The sequence below is a fragment of the Anoxynatronum sibiricum genome (assembly GCF_039414295.1).
GTDB lineage: Bacteria > Bacillota > Clostridia > Peptostreptococcales > Tindalliaceae > Anoxynatronum > Anoxynatronum sibiricum.
Window position 1 is genome coordinate 65,429 of sequence record NZ_JBCITM010000005.1, and the last position, 15,857, is coordinate 81,285.

Consider the following 15,857-nt stretch of genomic DNA (forward strand, 5'->3'; position numbering starts at 1 on the left):
GCAGTGAATGCGACGTGCGGGTATAGGCGCACCGTGAAAAGAGGTGGTGAGGGTTGATGAAATATCTGATACCGTTGTTGATCATTGGTGTTATTCTCATCTGGCTGGGGTTTTATGGATTTGGTATTTTAATGATTCCCCAGGGAACTTTCCCTGTCACTGTTTTCAAAGTGGTGGGGCTGCTGTTCATTCTGCTTTTCATGGGAATGGCCCTGCGGGTACTGGTGGAACGGCTGAAAGAACTGAAAGAGGAGGAAGATGATGATTATCGTCAATACTGATTTTATCACTGGAAAAGAACTGGAAACCCTGGGAATGGTGAAGGGCTCTGTGATTCAGGCCAAACATGTGGGCAAAGACATCATGAGCGGCCTGAAAGGGCTGGTGGGCGGAGAGCTGACGGCCTATTCAGAAATGATGAATGAGGCACGGGCGAAAGCCACCAAAAGAATGGTTGAAGAAGCCCAGGCCATGGGAGCCGACGGCGTTATCAATGTACGGTACACCTCTGCGGCTGTGATGCAGGGAGCAGCAGAGATCCTTGTGTATGGAACCGCCGTCAGGTTTCGATAGACCGGAGCAAGCTGATCAAACGTGAGTGCCTGAAGACATTTGTGAAAGTCGGTGCCAACACCCTTTAAATGGTATCTGATTGTTGTGCTGACAACAGTTGGAATTCATTTGAAGGGTGTTTGTCTGTTCATGTGAAACAAAGGGCAGAGATGGCTTCCACCCAGCCCCATCAGGTTCTCAAGGGTGCGAAGGGGGAGATTCCCGTTAAGCATCAATGCGGGCGCAGTCAGTTCGTTGGAAATGACATTGGAGGATGAAATGATTGAAACAGCAGTCAACGGGATAAAAAAATGAATAATACCATATGAAAACAACTATAATAATCAGTGGCGGCAGAACAACAAATTGATTTTTAAAAAAAACATTCACATTCATATTGACCCATTTTGCCTGTCTGTGATAGGATGAGAATGCATTGAAAGGAGTGGGAATCATGTCGACAACAGCCATCGTAGGAGCCCAGTGGGGCGACGAGGGAAAAGGAAAAGTAATTGATTACCTGGCAAGCCAGGCCGAAGTCATCGTTCGTGCCCAGGGAGGCAATAACGCCGGTCACACGGTGGTGGTGGAAGATACCAAATACACCTTTCATCTGATGCCCTCTGGTGTGCTCTATGACGGCACCCTGAACCTCATTGCCAACGGTGTCGTTTTTGACCCGGAAGGGTTTTTGAAAGAAATCGAAAAACTGGAATCTCAGGGAGTCACCATCAACCGCCTGTTCATTGACGAACGGGCTCATCTGATCTTCCCTTATCATAAGCGCATTGACGAACTGCAGGAAGAAGCCCGGGGTGAAGAGTCCATCGGCACCACCAAGCGGGGAATCGGGCCCTGCTACATGGATAAAATTGAACGCACTGGCATTCAGGTGGGGGAGCTGCTTCGACCGGAACGGCTTCAGAAGTTCATTGCCAAACAGGTGGCCCGCAAAAATGCCATTCTGGAAAAAATCTATGAGACAGAAGGCTTCGACCCCCAGGCTATTTTTGAAACCTACCGGGCCTATGGGGAAAAGCTGGCACCTTACATTACCGACACCAACCGGTTGCTTCATGAAGCACTGGACTCAGGGAAAAAAGTGCTGCTGGAGGGGGCACAGGGAGCACTGCTGGACATTGACCTGGGCACTTATCCTTATGTCACATCCTCCCATCCCACCACAGGCGGTTTCTGTACCGGTGCCGGCATCGGTCCCAATCAAATCGATGAGGTGGTGGGCATCGTCAAAGCCTACACCACCCGAGTGGGGAAAGGTCCCTTTCCCACAGAGGAAGACAACGCCACCGGTGACGCCATTCGCATCAAAGGCAATGAGTTCGGCACCACCACAGGACGCCCCCGCCGCTGCGGCTGGCTGGACGGCATCATGCTCCGCTACACGGCCCGCATCAACGGCATGACAGGGATTGCCCTCATGCTGCTGGATGTGTTGGATCAGTTCGATGAAATCAAATTCTGCACCGGCTATGAACTGGACGGCCAGGTGATCACTCATTTTCCTGCCAGTCTGGCAGATCTTGACCGCTGCCAACCGGTTTACCAGACCCTGAAAGGCTGGCAAACCGACATCACGGGCAACACTGCCTTTGAAGATCTGCCGGCAGAAGCCAAGATCTATGTGAAAACCATTGAAGATTTCACTGGGGTTCCTGTCAAGCTGATTTCTGTGGGGCCCAAAAGAAGTCAGACCATTGTGCGGGAAGCCATGATTTAGGTTTTAAACCGAACCCCGGCCCTCCCACCGAATATCTTTGCCGAAAAACTTCACAAAGCTGTAATAAGCAAAAAGGCGGGAGCAGATGCGGTCGTCGTAACGCACCATCAGTTCTCCCGGGGGCAGGTTGGTGGAAATCAGGGTTTTCTTTCCTTCCAGATGGCGGGTGTTGATAATCTGAAAAAGCTGGCCGTTGGTGAAGGTGTTGGTGAGCTCGGTGCCCAGATCGTCGATGATCAGCAGGTCACAGTCAAAAAGACGGGTGAGCACCTGGGAATCCTGAGGGGTGCCTTCCCGGCCAAACTGGTGGTTTTCCAGAAGATGAATCAGCTTGATGGCCGTCTGGTAAATCACCACTTTTTCCCGGTCCAGCAGGGCTTTGGCAATGCAGTTGGCCATAAAGGTTTTTCCCAGTCCCGTGGGGCCGTAAAAAAGCAGGTTTTTTTCATTGGGTTCATCAAAGTTAAAGACAAAGCCTTCACATTCCTGCAATACCTGCAGCATATTATCCCGGGGAGAAAGCCCTTCCTCCGGGATTTCTTTTTCTGAAAATAAATCAATGCAGAAGGTTTTGAAGTTTTCCTTCGCCAGAATACCCGCCAGATTACTCATCTGATAGGCCTGGTTAATCAGCTGTTGCTTGAAGCAGCTGCAATGCTTTCCTGATTTCAAAATCCCCCGGTCCTGGCAGTGAGGGCATGACCAGTGGGGCTGAAAGTCGGCTTCTGTGAGATGATGGGCGTCCATGAGAGCACTGCGCCGTTCCTGGAGGCGGTTCATCTCCTGCTCCAGCTGATGTATCAGCCTTTGCTGGTTTTGGGGATCAGACAGCAGGGCGCGGCTGATGGCCAGTCCCTGGCGGGTCATTTGAGATTCCAGGGCTTCCAGCTCCGGCACCACTTCATAAATGGCCTGCACCTTTTCTTCCCGGCGCCGCTGAGCCATTCGCCGCTTTTTTTCATAGTCCTTCATGATTTCCTGTACCACGGCGGACCGTCTCATTGATCATCCTCCTTGCGGGGTCTGCGTTTACGGCCCAACAGTATTTTTTCCAGCTCATCGTTGGAGTAGTCTTTTCCCCGACTCTCAGGCAGATGAAAGCCGGTTTTTTTAACGGGAGGGCTTGTGACGCGGCGTCCGGCGTCTTTTGCGCCTGCTTTTTCAGTGGCCTGCTGTCGGCGGTCGGCTTCGTGGCGGTCCACAGCTTCAGGGGTTGTCAGCCCTTCTTTCTGCCAGCGGTCCAGAATGCCATGAATATACTTAATACTTGGTTTGGCGGTGCCGGCGGAGAATCCACAGGCTTTTATAATCATGTCCATGGAAAAGCCGAAGGCGTCCAGCCACTGGTCCATCAGGCGGCTTTCTGCATCGGAGGGAAGACGGCCATGAAAGCCCAGGGCTTTAAATACCTGGTCGTATTGCCGGTAGCGCAGCTGCATGCGATCAAGAAAAGCCTGCACCTGCTCTCCGGTGAGAAAACCTTCATCGGCCCAGTTGCGCACAATGCCGGCCACATAGGGCACACTGCGCACTTCTTTCTGACGCACGGCATATTCAAAAGCCATGAGCACCACCGTCTTTTCCACTTTGAAATGGTGAAGCCAGTCAAGCACCTGCATTTCTTCATTGGGAACCAGGGGGCGCTGCATCAGCCGGTTGATGGCAGCAAAGAACTGGCGAAAACTTTCCCGTTCATTGGCTTCCAGTAATTCAGCCGGAGTGGTGGTGTGGGGCGGGGGCGTCTCGGATTCAACGGCTGACGATGTTACCTGGGGGGTATGCTTCAGGTGAAGGGTTTTCAGGGAAAGAAACTCCACAGAAGACTCCGGCAGCGGGGCATCTTCCGGCGCACTGCCGGAACCGTCACTGGGGAGAGCACCGGGCACACCGCCGGCATCATCATTTGGTGATTCCGTCGGGGGTTTTCCGGGAAAGCCCACCGATGATCCCGCAGGGTGAGTCAGGCGCACCAGGCCTTTGTCTTCCCAGTACTGCCAGGCCTTCAGCACCTGCTGCAGGGGAAGGTTCAGATTGGTGGCGATGGTGCGGGAGGTGAAGCGTTTCCCTTCAGAGGCTTCCAGGGCGTAGCGGTATCCCAGCAGATATACTTTGACAAAGTCACCCGGGGCCGGAGGCATATACAAATCAAGAAAGAGATTTTCCACCGGAGTATCATGAAGGTCCACCGGTGTTTTTTCCAGTCGAAAAGGCATAAGTATCACTCCTAAACAAACATCATTTCAGGTTCAAACCTGCTCATGGTCACATGAGGGGTTTTCGCGGCGCATCTAATCATAGAGACAGCTTTCCTTTATTATATCACAGGGCAGGGGAGGAGAAATCCTTCCATCAAAAAAGAAGGCTTATGAAGGTTGCTTAAAGCTGAAAGCATTGCAACAACAACGACACAAGCAAAGAAACACATGTTCTGTATTGTTGCCGGGACTTTGGTAGGATATAATGATTTCGTGTGGCAGCCATTTCACGAATGACATGGCTGCATTACGTGTTTCACCGGTGCAAGACACCGGGCACATCACCAGTGAAAACAACCGGGCAAAGAAGCACAGGACATTTGTATCAACCGGGAGGGGATAGCGGCATGTCCAAGCGTCATCGTCCAGGAAAGAAACAAAAGCATGACTGGATTCAAGACTCATCAAATCAAGAAATGAAAGCCGTACAGGAACATGTGCAGGAAACCGAGGCACAGGAAGTCCTGCGGAATACCATACAAGAAGCTTCACAGGAAATGCTGCAGGAATCTGCACAAGAAACCATACAAGAAACCATACAAGAAAGCGTACAGGAAACTGTACAGAACAATGTGCGCCAGACACCGGCTCAACAAAGGCTTGAGGCAGATGGGGCGGCACGTTTGCAGGAGCTTCGGAAAAAAAGAAAACCCGTGATGAAAGCGACCACCGTTCCCATACAGGAAAAAGCTATACTGTATCTGGTGGGGCTGAAAGAACTCGCGGCCATCACACTGAAAAAGGCGAAAGCCGGCACCCTGAAAAAGGCAGCAGACATGAAATCCCAAGTCAAGCCTGCTTTTCAGCAGCTGTCATCAAAAATGACATCAAGCCTTCAGAGAATCATGCTGGGAACAGCAACGCTGGAGACTTCGAAAACTCTTGAGATACCAGAAAATGGAGGCGCAACAGCCCTCCCTGAAACCCTTGCAGCATCTGCTGAATCAATCGAATCAATCGAATCAATTGATTCAGGCGAACATCAAACAGCCGCTCAGGTAAAAGAAGAGAACCCGTGGGTGGCAATGGCCGTCATGCTTTTCCGAAAAAAACAGGTGAAACTGGCCCTGGCGGGAATCGCTGTGGCAGCCATCGCCTTTGTTGCCGGAAACAGCTATTACAACAGTTACCAGGAAAGCCTGATTGCCTACGAACTGACTTTGGATGGAAAATCTCTGGGGATTGTTCGGGAGGCTGAAGAAGCCTTCGACGAAGCAGTGAAAACCCTGCAACGTGAAATGCGCCAGTTGTATGGCATGGAAGCATACATACCCGACACCCGGGAATGGCTGGAAGTGAAAGCAACCGACGAGGAACTCACCTCGCAGACAGCGCTGATTACCGCACTGAAAAATCAACTGGGGATCAAGGTGAAGGCCACGGCCCTCACCGTTGACGGAGAACCGCTGGTGATCCTCCCCAGCCGTCAGTTGGCTGAAAATCTGCTGGGTCAGGTTATGGAACCCTACCTGGACCCTGAAGTGGAGTACCTGGAAACCGGATTCTCTGAAAGCATTGAACTGACAGAACTGGCAGCCGATTTATCAGATATCTGGGACATGGAGGAAGCACTGCAATACCTTCAAACAGGCACCAATGAGATTAAAGTGCATGAAGTGCAGCCGGGGGAAAGCACCTGGCTGATTGCCAACCAAAATGAGATGACAGTGGAAGAAATCGAAGCCGCCAACCCGGGGCTGGTATCAGAACGACTGAGCATCGGTCAGGAACTGAATCTCATCGTGCCGACGCCTTATCTGACGGTGCGTACCCGCGAGTACGCAGAGCTGGCAGAAGCCATTCCCTTTGAAACCGAAGAAGTGGAGTCAGACAGTCTTTATCAGGGAGACCGGCGCATTACCACCCAGGGTGAAGAAGGCTTTCATGAAATTAAAGCCTATCTTGTCAGGGAAAATGGCCGTGAAGCTGAACGGGAAATTTTGGAAGAAAACCGGATTTCTGAGCCCACCACACGGGTGGTGGCAGTGGGAACCCTGCCACGGCCAGCCACCATGGCTACCGGCACGTTCATGAACCCCACCCGGGGACGTCTCACCTCTCCCTTTGGCATGCGGGGCGGTTCACGGCATACCGGAATAGACATTGCCAATTCCCGGGGAACAGCTGTCAAAGCCGCCGACGCTGGGAAAGTTTCTTTTGCCGGAACCAGAGGCGCCTATGGACAGCTGGTGATCATTGACCATGAAAATGGCTATCAGACCTATTACGCCCATCTGAACAGCATGTCAGTTTCAGCAGGCACGCGGGTTCATAAAGACCAGCTTATTGGCACCATCGGCACCACCGGCCGCAGCACTGGCCCGCATCTTCACTTTGAAGTGCGTAAAAACGGCACTCCTGTGAATCCCCTGGGATTTGTAAACTACTAAATCAGATCAGCCAGTCCAGGTAATACCCATCAATCGAAGAATGGCACATGCAAAGCATGACACCCATCGATAAAATAACCAAACACCAAAAACCCCGGCCATAGCCGGGTTTTTTGGCATAGGAAACAGCATGCGCAGAATAGCTGTGGGTTAAGTCTTTGCACTATTTTCCAGCTTCTTATTCCCTGTTCCCTATTCCCTGTCATTCTGCCATAGCCGAGGTTTTTTGTATTCCCAGGAAACGCCGGGAGCAGACACTGGGGAAGTGGTGAAACGGCAGTGCAAAAGGATGATGGAAGAGCCATCAGCGAAAACAATGCGTCGGGCAGCCATCTGAAGGTGATAGGTTGAGAAAGCGGTCGGCCTACTTTTTTTTATGGCTGATTTCTGGTATGATGCTCATAAGAACAAGGCACCGGCGGTAAATCACCCCCAGGGAGAAAAGGAAGGTGACGGTCATGAAAACCCGCATCCTCATTGTGGAAGATGAACGGAACATTGCCGATATCATTAAGTTTAATCTTGAAAAAGAAGGCTATCAGACAGAAGTGGCCGGTGACGGAGAAGACGCCTTGGTGAAAGTGCGTACCTTTCAGCCCGACCTGATGTTGTTGGATCTCATGATCCCCAAAATGGATGGTTTCCAGGTGTGCCGCAAAGTGAGAGAGCATCACAACTTTCCCATACTCATGCTTACCGCCAAAGAAGAAGAAGTGGACAAGGTGCTGGGGCTGGAAATGGGAGCCGATGATTACATTACCAAGCCCTTTGGCATGCGGGAACTCCTGGCACGTATCAAGGCCAACCTGCGGCGGGTGGGACCGGCGGAGGGAGATTCTCAGGAAAAAGTGGTGGCAGGTCCCCTCAGCATTGATTTGGGCAAATATGAAGTGAAGAAAGAAGAGACGGTCATTGAACTGACCATCCGTGAGTTTGAACTCCTTCGCTTTCTGGCACTGCAGCCAGAGCAGGTCTTTACCCGGGAACAGTTGTTAAAGGAAGTCTGGGGGTACGAATACTACGGAGATATTCGCACAGTGGACGTGACTGTACGCCGACTGCGGGAAAAAGTGGAAGACAACCCCAGCACCCCTCGGTATATTATGACCAAGCGGGGTGTGGGGTACTATTTCAGGAGGACCCAGCATGTTTAAAAGCATCCGCATTAAGATCATCACCATCTATTTTCTGCTGATTTTCATGGCGATGGTCATTGTGGGCCTGTTTATGATTCGTCAGTTTGAAAACTACCATCTGGGGGTGGAACGGAACAACATCGTTTCCATTTCCAGCAGCGTGGCCACCACCCTGCAAAGCATTGACTGGCAAAACCAACCCCAGGAAACCCAGGAGAACCTGAACCTTTATGAACGGGTGGGGATGGAAATCTATGTGATTGAAAGAGGCAGCCGGTTCACCATCGCAGCCAGCACCAACCTGACCTATCTCAATGAAAACGCCACCCACATTCTGGAACCAGACCTGATTTTGGGAGCCCTCAACGGCCATGATATGGAAAAAGACGTGCTGGCAGGCACCCAGGGCATCAGCTCAAAAAACATGGCTTTTCCCCTTTACGATGAAGACAATCGGATCAATGGTGTGGTTTACGTTCGCAAAGACCTGGGAGATATTTATCAAACCCTCGACCAGTCCAAATTCATCATGCTCAGGTCCACGCTGGTGGCCCTGGGCATTACCATCCTGCTGGGCTACTTGATAGCCTCCAGCATTACCGGTCCCATACGAGACGTAACAGTGAAAGCCTCCAAAATGGCCCGGGGTGATTTTGACCAGGTGGTGGAAGTGAAGTCCAGCGATGAAATTGGTCAGTTGGCCAGCATGTTCAACTACCTCACCGCCCGGCTGAAAACACTGCTGCAGGAAGTATCCAGCGAAAAGCAGAAGCTGGATACCATCCTCACTGACATGGCCGATGGTGTTATCGCCACCACCATAGAAGGCACGCTCATTCACATTAATTCCCGGGCGCTGGCCATGCTTTCCCTTACACGGGAAGAAGCAGAAAACAAAACCTTCGATCAGCTGTTCCAGCCCATTAATCAGCCCCTGTCCCTGAAAGTGCTGCAGGAAGAACACCGGGATTTCAGCGGGGTGGAGGTATTGGATATGCCCGACGGCACCAAGTTGCGAGCCAGTTATGCACCTTACCGCAGTGAAGCCGGCGAAGCAGAAGGGATGGTACTGTTGCTGCAGGACATCACGGAGCATGAAAAACTGGAAAAAATGCGCAAGGAGTTTGTGGCCAATGTGTCCCACGAGCTGAAAACACCGCTCACCACCATTAAAAGCTACACCGAAACCATGCTGGAGGGCAGCATAGACGATCCGGCCATGGAACAGCGTTTTCTAAAAGTCATCAATGACGAAGCCGACCGGATGACCCGTCTTGTCAGAGAATTGCTTCAGCTTTCCAACCTTGATTACCAACAAATGAAATGGGAGCCCCAGCCTGTGAATCTGCGGGCCCTCATGGAAAAAGTGCTGCGCAACCTGGACCAGCCCCTTCAGCAAAAACAGCACCGGGTAACCTATGATCCGCCGGATCAGCCGCTAACTACCTTTGGTGATCAGGATGCCATCGAACAGGTGATTTTGAACCTTTTCAGCAATGCCATCAAATACACCCCCAACGGAGGGAACCTACACCTCTACCTGGAAAAAGAACAGGCCGCCATCTCCCTTACCATTCAGGACAATGGCATTGGAATTCCCAGTCAAGATCTCCCCCGGGTTTTTGAACGCTTTTATCGCGTTGATAAAGCCCGTTCCCGGGAAATGGGAGGCACTGGCCTGGGCCTTTCCATTGCCAGGCAGATTGTGGAAGCCCACGGCGGCAGCATTCATCTTTACAGCAGAGAGGGCAAAGGCACCCGGGTGGTAATGCGCCTGCCCCTGTATTCCGGAGAAGAGACTTCTGAAAAAGAAGCGGTCGCTCAACCATCCTAAACACCTTTTAGCCTATCACGAAAGCCTTCACAGAGTCTCTTTACAGGCACCTTCATACCTCTATCCACAGTTTTGTTAAAAGGGGCAGCACCTCTCAGCAAGTGCCATCATGCGTATTTGCGCCTTCATAAGTATCTTCAGCAAGGCGCTTACAAGAATCTTTAAAATGTGAAGATCATCGGGATCATCATCAATTTCCCTGTCATTCATGGCATCATCAGCACAAGGGCGTAACATAGGCCAAAACAGACAAAAGCCCTTTCGTTACAATGTCATGGGGTGTCACGCTATTTTAACGCGGCTGTAATCTGTTTGTAACATCGATCCGCTATAATGAAATTGTTGATACTGAAAAAGATATAAAAAGAGTCATTACTTTCGGTGGATTATTGTGGATTATTTCGATGAGTCGTTCAGCAAAATGATTCTATGATGAGCAGCAGCGATCTATCGGACGGCCAATAGATGGATGCTTGTGGAGATGTGCGAGACTGATGGAGGATGAAACCCATGAAAAAATGGATCATAACTGGTTTGCTGGTACTCTTGATGCTGAGTGTACAGGTGGGCCCGGTATTTGCAAATACAGATGAACAGGAAGCCGCTGCCGCGGGTTTTGAAGTGTTGGTGCCCCAAAAAGACCGGGTGACCAGCCGGGAAGTTGCCATGCTTTCATTCAGTGCTCCCCAGGGAAGCACCGTCACCGTTGAAGTGTTTCACAATGCCAGTCTAACAGATGAAGATAATTTCACTGCCCTTTATGAGCCCATGATTTTTGAAATTGGAGCTCTTGAACGTGGGTGGGTAGAATTGCAGCTGAAAAAGGGCATGAACCGCATTTTCCTCACCACTTACCTGAACGGATTGCCTGAAACACCCGTCAGTGCACTGGAAGTCGAAGCCGATGAAGACCGACTGGTGATCGAACGTCGCATCACCGTGAAAGACCTGGAAGAAGTGCGGGAAGAACTGACCCGTAACGTGAGGGAAACCACCGCCACCGATCTGATTCGGCGGTTGACCAATACCACTGAGATTCCGCAGCCAACGGAGTGAGACTCCCATGATGCATAAAGAAAAATTGAAAAGCCTGCTGCTGACATTTCTTGTCGTCACCAGCGTGGTGCTTACCCAGCGTGTCTGGTTCCACTCGCCTCTGCAGCTTATCACTTCGGAGGCTTCTTATTTGGAAGAAGCTGAAATCCTTGAACAGGAAAGGGCCAGGATTATTCGGCCCGTCAGCATTGTTGCCGGCTTTGGCGGCGGCGTGGAAAACAGCCACTACAGTCTCATCAAACCCCAAGACCTGGACAGGTTCTGGCAGGAACTTCAAGTGATCCTGAAAGATCACTTTATTTCCGAGCCCACCGTCCAGGTTGTTTCGTATGAAGATTATCAGCAGGTAAAGGGCAGCCGCAGTATTGAACTTCACTTTGCAGAAGGGTTTCCGGCAGCCCTGCTTGCCACCTTATATGATCAGCAGGAAAACCAGGTAACGGCTGTTCTCAGCCAGATTTCCCGGGTGCTGATTCCCGGCCGCTATCTGGGAACCCTGTACATGGTGGATGAAGTCGGAACCACCTACGAATTTCGGATTACCCAGCAGCAAATGACTGCAGCCACTGATCCGGGAGAACTGCTGGACAGCATTCCCGTGAACAGCTACGTGAAATACTACCCGCTGTTTTCCTATGCGGGCAATGAGGTGCTATTGCCCCTCACCCACCAGAACAACCTGCCCCGTCTTTTCACCGAAAGCGAAGTGGATGTCAGCAGTGATCAACAGATGAACCTGTGGGCCGGCCGATTTTTCAATGAAAACTTTGACTTTGTGAAAACCATTCAGGAAACTGGAGGCACCCGGATTTACATGTACGGTTACGGGCAGCAGGAGGTACGCATCACCAATCGGGGGCGGCTGGAGTATACGGCTGAAACCGGAAACCAGTCAAGCACCAGCGTGGGCAAAGCGCTGGATACCGCCCTTCTCTTCATGGCCCGCCATGGCGGTCTGAATGCAGATCTGGTACTACAGGAAGTGAAGCTTCTGGAACACAACAACCAAAGAGGCTATCGCTTCACCTTCAGTTACCGCCTGCGCGAACTGCCGGTGGCGCTTTCACGGCAGCAGCAGCCAGTGGAAATTGATGTGTATGGCAACAGTGTGCGCAGCTACCGTACCTTTATTCGCCGCCCCATGAGCCTGCCGGAAGTACTGCCTGAAAGCGGCATTTTATCTCCCCACCGGCTGGTGGAAGAAAACTTCAACCAATTGCTGGCAGAGATGGCCGCCGCCAGGGGATTCTCAGAGCCAGCCACTGGCATTGACACCACCACTCCTCCCGGCGACGAAACAGCACGTGATCCCGAAAATGCAGCAGAACCTGAAAGAGAAGGGCTGCAGCCGGCGTTGGAACAGAAAGACTCCACTGAATCCCTGAATCCAACCGATACAGTGCAACCAAATGCACAGGAACCATCTTACCAACCATCTGCTGAATCATCTTCAGAAGCAATGCCAGCACCATCATCAGACCATGATTCCGGGACATTGCCAGAGACATCCAGCTTCAGCGGCGATGAACTTCTACAGGCCATTGAATCCATTGAACTCATCTACCTGGACAGGGAAGACACCCACCGGCGTCAGCTGATGGTCCCCGTCTGGCGGTTGATCATCGAGAACCGGGTGTATGACTACGATGCGCATGAAGGCGTTCGCATCAATACCTTTACCCTTACGGAAAGGGAGTTGTAATCGTGGACTGGACCAAAGCCAAATCCATACTGATCGCTGCCTTTCTGGTCACCAATCTCTTGCTGGGGGCAGCTTTGTTGACAGATCCCACCCGGCAGCAAGCCGCCGGAGTGAGTGAAGCCTACCTGCAGCAAACACTGGCTTTTCTTGAGGATGAAAACGTGGTGCTGGAAACCCCATTGCCCCGGCAGACCCCCTCCCTGAGTGCCATTACCGTCACCTATCGCTTTTTTGAAAACAGCATGATCACCCGCCTGCTGGGAGACGACTGGGAACAAATTGCCCCCCATACCTACCAGAGTACAAGTGGACAGGTCACCATCACCAATGACAAGCTTTTAGCCTGGCAGCCGGCAGAACCCCTGTCACCCCCCCCTGATCTAAGGGAAGAAACCCTGGAAACTGTCAGCCAGGCGCTGCTGGAGAACTACGACTTCTCCACAGGAGGGCTCACCCTCAGCCAGATTTACCTAGGCATGGTGCCGGAATATGATGCAGAACCGCTGCATAAACTGGTTTATGAACAGACCTATCAGGGACGGTTTGTGGGGGAAAGCTATGTGCATGTCTACATGAACCAGCGGGGCGTTGTGGCAGTGGAAGCCCTTCTGTTGGAAGATCCGGCTGCTTCAGATCAAACCGGCACTCCCCGGGTGATGATCAGCGCCCCTGAAGCATTGCTGCGCAAGCTGGATGAGATAGGCCGAGTACACCGGGGTGAAGGCCCTGTGGTAGTCAGTCGTGTGGAAGCAGGCTATTACTTTGCACTGACCCGGGATCCCTTTACCCAGTGGGAAAGCGTGGCCTCGGGAACAGCAGTGCCTGCCTGGAAAATCGTCTTAAAAAATGGCACCACCTTTTATCAGGAAGCCTTCTAATACCCATGCCACAACGAAAAACTTGACAAAACCACCCAAATAGCATAAAGTCTTCTTGAAAGTTTTTTTCGGCAGACAAGCACACAGGCATTTCATTCTCAGACATCGGTGCTTGTTTTTTTGTCAGGAAAACCGCAACAGACTATGAGTGGATAAGGGTGGTGAATCTCCGGCTTAACTGCCGGGTACCATATGGAAAAACTGATTATTAAAGGCGGCGTTAAACTGAAAGGCCAGGTGGATGTCAGCGGATTCAAGAATTCAGCGGTGGCACTGATTCCGGCAACGGTACTGGCGGGTGCGCCCTGTGTGATCGATAATCTGCCAGGCATCAGCGATATCAAAATACTGACACAAATTCTACGTGATTTGGGAGCCACTGTCACAGAAAATGGCCTGAACCCTGTGAATGGATCCCATTCCCTTCACATCGACACCACCACCATGACCGAATGCTATGCTGATTACGACATGGCTAAAAACCTGCGGGCATCCTATTATTTTCTGGGAGCTGCCCTGGGCCGCTTTAAAAAAGCACGCGTTGCCTATCCCGGCGGGTGCAATATTGGTGTGCGTCCCATCGATCAGCACATCAAAGGCTTTGAAGCCCTGGGAGCCACTGTCTCCATTGAGCACGGCATTATTTCCGTTGAAGCGGAAAAGCTGGTGGGCACCGAAATATACCTTGATATGGTCAGCGTGGGCGCCACCATCAACGTGATGTTGGCAGCAGTGCTGGCAGAAGGCCGCACCGTGATTGAAAACGCAGCCAAAGAACCTCATATTGTTGATGTGGCCAACTTTCTAAACTGCATGGGCGCTGAAATTCGTGGGGCAGGCACCGATGTCATTCGCATCAATGGCGTGGAAAAACTGGGTGGCTGTCACCATACCGTGATTCCCGACCAGATCGAAGCCGGCACCTATATGATCGCCGCTGCCGCCACCGGTGGTGATGTGGTGGTGAACAAAGTCATTCCCAAACATTTGGAGTCGGTCACCGCCAAGCTGAAAGAAATGGGCGTTGAAATCACAGAAGAAGACGAATCTCTGAGCGTGCGGGTGAACGCCACCAAACCCCTGAAAAATGTGAACATAAAAACCCTGGTGTACCCCGGGTTTCCCACTGATTTACAGCAGCCCATGAGCGCTCTTCTTTCGGTGGCCAAGGGCATTGGGATCGTCACTGAAACCATTTTTGAAGGCCGGTTTAAACATGTGGATCAGCTGAAAAAAATGGGCGCCAACATCAAAGTGGAAGGCCGGGTGGCAGTCATTGAAGGCGTGGATAAACTCATGGGAGCCACCGTCACCGCTACCGATCTCCGGGCAGCCGCTTCACTGGTGATTGCCGGGCTCATGGCTGAAGGCATCACCGAAGTGGAAAACATTCACTTTCTCGACAGGGGCTACGACCTGTTTCAGGAAAAAATTCAAAACCTGGGGGCAGATGTGCACCGGGTCACCGTGGAAGACTAACCGCGGGAGGCATCAGCATGAAGACTTTATTCTGTACCCTGGCCAGCGGCAGCAGCGGCAATTGTCACCTTTTCAGCAACAACGGAGAAGCCCTGCTCATTGATGCCGGCCTAAGCGGCAAACAGATTCAGCAGCGTCTGACAGATGTCAGCGTTGACCCCGCCCGGCTGACGGGGATTCTCATCAGCCATGAACATCAGGACCATATCCAGGGTGCCGGGATTTTATCCCGGCGCTTTGACTTACCCATTTATGCCAACGCCGCCACCTGGGAGGCCATGGCACATAAACTGGGAAAAATCAAGCCGGAGCATCAGCGCATTTTCGATTCAGAAAAACCCTTTACCGTGGGCGGTATGGGCATTATCCCCTACCACCTGTCTCATGATGCGGCAGAACCGGTGGGCTTCGTTATGGAAACAGGCAAAGTGAAGGTATGCATCGCCACTGATCTGGGGCAGATTCCCACCACCCTGATGAAAACCGTTGAAAATGCCGATTTGGTGATCATGGAATCCAATCACGATGTGGACATGCTTCAGGTGGGGCATTACCCCTACCCCTTAAAGCGCCGTATTATGTCAGACCTGGGGCATCTGTCCAATGAAGCCGCAGGAATGGCTGTGGTGGACATGGTGCGCAACAATGTGAAATCTGTGTTGCTGGCGCATCTCAGCCGGGAAAACAACTTTCCCGCCTTGGCCCTTTCCACTGTCACCGGCATACTGGCAGAAAACGGCATGGTGCCTGGCAGGGATCTGGAACTGAATTTGTCTGTCCGCGAGCATGTCAGCTGTTTGTACCGATTTGCCACGGGTACATAATGGAAGAGGTGTT

At 51.7% G+C, this 15,857-nt stretch carries 13 protein-coding genes; 11 read left to right on the plus strand and 2 right to left on the minus strand.

Features of this window, described 5'->3' with window-relative positions; genetic code table 11:
• Positions 1–56 precede the first annotated feature (56 nt).
• The 3 genes from AAIG11_RS06495 to AAIG11_RS06505 all read left to right on the plus strand — a co-directional run bounded on the left by AAIG11_RS06495 (position 57) and on the right by AAIG11_RS06505 (position 2,290).
• Positions 57–281 carry a hypothetical protein gene (locus AAIG11_RS06495; protein WP_343185424.1) on the plus strand — a complete coding sequence of 75 codons (225 nt, stop codon included), beginning with the start codon at positions 57–59 and terminating at the stop codon, positions 279–281.
• Positions 262–573 carry a YbjQ family protein gene (locus AAIG11_RS06500; protein WP_343185425.1) on the plus strand — a complete coding sequence of 104 codons (312 nt, stop codon included), beginning with the start codon at positions 262–264 and terminating at the stop codon, positions 571–573. Before AAIG11_RS06495 ends, AAIG11_RS06500 begins: the two co-directional genes overlap by 20 nt.
• 433 nt (positions 574–1,006) lie before the next feature.
• Positions 1,007–2,290 (plus strand): adenylosuccinate synthase, encoded by a 1,284-nt coding sequence (locus AAIG11_RS06505; protein WP_343185426.1) that lies wholly within the window; start codon positions 1,007–1,009, stop codon positions 2,288–2,290.
• Positions 2,291–2,293: 3 nt separating this feature from the next.
• Here the strand turns inward: AAIG11_RS06505 and AAIG11_RS06510 are convergent, their stop codons facing one another.
• Both AAIG11_RS06510 and AAIG11_RS06515 read right to left on the minus strand, forming a co-directional pair.
• Complete coding sequence (locus tag AAIG11_RS06510) at positions 2,294–3,292, minus strand: ATP-binding protein (protein ID WP_343185427.1); 999 nt, start codon at positions 3,290–3,292, stop codon at positions 2,294–2,296.
• Positions 3,289–4,503: a DnaD domain-containing protein gene (locus AAIG11_RS06515; RefSeq protein WP_343185428.1), complete on the minus strand. Its 1,215-nt coding sequence runs from the start codon at positions 4,501–4,503 to the stop codon at positions 3,289–3,291. The genes AAIG11_RS06510 and AAIG11_RS06515 overlap by 4 nt, the downstream gene beginning before the upstream one ends.
• Before the next feature lie 389 nt (positions 4,504–4,892).
• Here AAIG11_RS06515 and AAIG11_RS06520 point away from each other — a divergent pair, with 389 nt between their 5' ends.
• The 8 genes from AAIG11_RS06520 to AAIG11_RS06555 all read left to right on the plus strand — a co-directional run bounded on the left by AAIG11_RS06520 (position 4,893) and on the right by AAIG11_RS06555 (position 15,844).
• Positions 4,893–6,935, plus strand: coding sequence for a peptidoglycan DD-metalloendopeptidase family protein (locus tag AAIG11_RS06520; protein WP_343185429.1), 2,043 nt, complete (start codon positions 4,893–4,895; stop codon positions 6,933–6,935).
• Between the two features lie 458 nt (positions 6,936–7,393).
• On the plus strand, positions 7,394–8,089 hold the full coding sequence (locus AAIG11_RS06525; RefSeq protein WP_343185430.1) for a response regulator: 696 nt from the start codon (positions 7,394–7,396) through the stop codon (positions 8,087–8,089).
• Positions 8,082–9,905 carry a sensor histidine kinase gene (locus tag AAIG11_RS06530; RefSeq protein WP_343185431.1) on the plus strand — a complete coding sequence of 608 codons (1,824 nt, stop codon included), beginning with the start codon at positions 8,082–8,084 and terminating at the stop codon, positions 9,903–9,905. The genes AAIG11_RS06525 and AAIG11_RS06530 overlap by 8 nt, the downstream gene beginning before the upstream one ends.
• Before the next feature lie 510 nt (positions 9,906–10,415).
• Positions 10,416–10,961, plus strand: coding sequence for a hypothetical protein (locus AAIG11_RS06535; protein WP_343185432.1), 546 nt, complete (start codon positions 10,416–10,418; stop codon positions 10,959–10,961).
• A gap of 7 nt (positions 10,962–10,968) precedes the next feature.
• Positions 10,969–12,663, plus strand: coding sequence for a two-component system activity regulator YycH (gene yycH, locus AAIG11_RS06540; protein ID WP_343185433.1), 1,695 nt, complete (start codon positions 10,969–10,971; stop codon positions 12,661–12,663).
• Between the two features lie 2 nt (positions 12,664–12,665).
• A complete protein-coding gene (gene yycI / locus AAIG11_RS06545; RefSeq protein ID WP_343185434.1) occupies positions 12,666–13,541 on the plus strand; it encodes a two-component system regulatory protein YycI in 876 nt (291 codons plus the stop codon).
• Positions 13,542–13,733: 192 nt separating this feature from the next.
• The gene (locus tag AAIG11_RS06550) at positions 13,734–15,020 is read left to right on the plus strand and encodes a UDP-N-acetylglucosamine 1-carboxyvinyltransferase (RefSeq protein WP_343185435.1); all 1,287 of its coding nucleotides are present in this window, start codon (positions 13,734–13,736) and stop codon (positions 15,018–15,020) included.
• 17 nt (positions 15,021–15,037) lie between these two features.
• Positions 15,038–15,844, plus strand: coding sequence for an MBL fold metallo-hydrolase (locus AAIG11_RS06555; RefSeq protein WP_343185436.1), 807 nt, complete (start codon positions 15,038–15,040; stop codon positions 15,842–15,844).
• Positions 15,845–15,857 lie beyond the last annotated feature (13 nt).

Coding starts and splice junctions, on each gene's coding strand:
- AAIG11_RS06555 (WP_343185436.1), top strand. CDS start 15,038: ATGAAGACTTTATTCTGTACCCTGGCCAGCGGCAGCAGCGGCAATTGT.
- AAIG11_RS06510 (WP_343185427.1), bottom strand. CDS start 3,292: ATGAGACGGTCCGCCGTGGTACAGGAAATCATGAAGGACTATGAAAAA.
- AAIG11_RS06530 (WP_343185431.1), top strand. CDS start 8,082: ATGTTTAAAAGCATCCGCATTAAGATCATCACCATCTATTTTCTGCTG.
- AAIG11_RS06500 (WP_343185425.1), top strand. CDS start 262: ATGATTATCGTCAATACTGATTTTATCACTGGAAAAGAACTGGAAACC.
- yycH (WP_343185433.1), top strand. CDS start 10,969: ATGATGCATAAAGAAAAATTGAAAAGCCTGCTGCTGACATTTCTTGTC.
- AAIG11_RS06525 (WP_343185430.1), top strand. CDS start 7,394: ATGAAAACCCGCATCCTCATTGTGGAAGATGAACGGAACATTGCCGAT.
- AAIG11_RS06535 (WP_343185432.1), top strand. CDS start 10,416: ATGAAAAAATGGATCATAACTGGTTTGCTGGTACTCTTGATGCTGAGT.
- AAIG11_RS06550 (WP_343185435.1), top strand. CDS start 13,734: ATGGAAAAACTGATTATTAAAGGCGGCGTTAAACTGAAAGGCCAGGTG.
- AAIG11_RS06515 (WP_343185428.1), bottom strand. CDS start 4,503: ATGCCTTTTCGACTGGAAAAAACACCGGTGGACCTTCATGATACTCCG.
- AAIG11_RS06520 (WP_343185429.1), top strand. CDS start 4,893: ATGTCCAAGCGTCATCGTCCAGGAAAGAAACAAAAGCATGACTGGATT.
- AAIG11_RS06495 (WP_343185424.1), top strand. CDS start 57: ATGAAATATCTGATACCGTTGTTGATCATTGGTGTTATTCTCATCTGG.
- AAIG11_RS06505 (WP_343185426.1), top strand. CDS start 1,007: ATGTCGACAACAGCCATCGTAGGAGCCCAGTGGGGCGACGAGGGAAAA.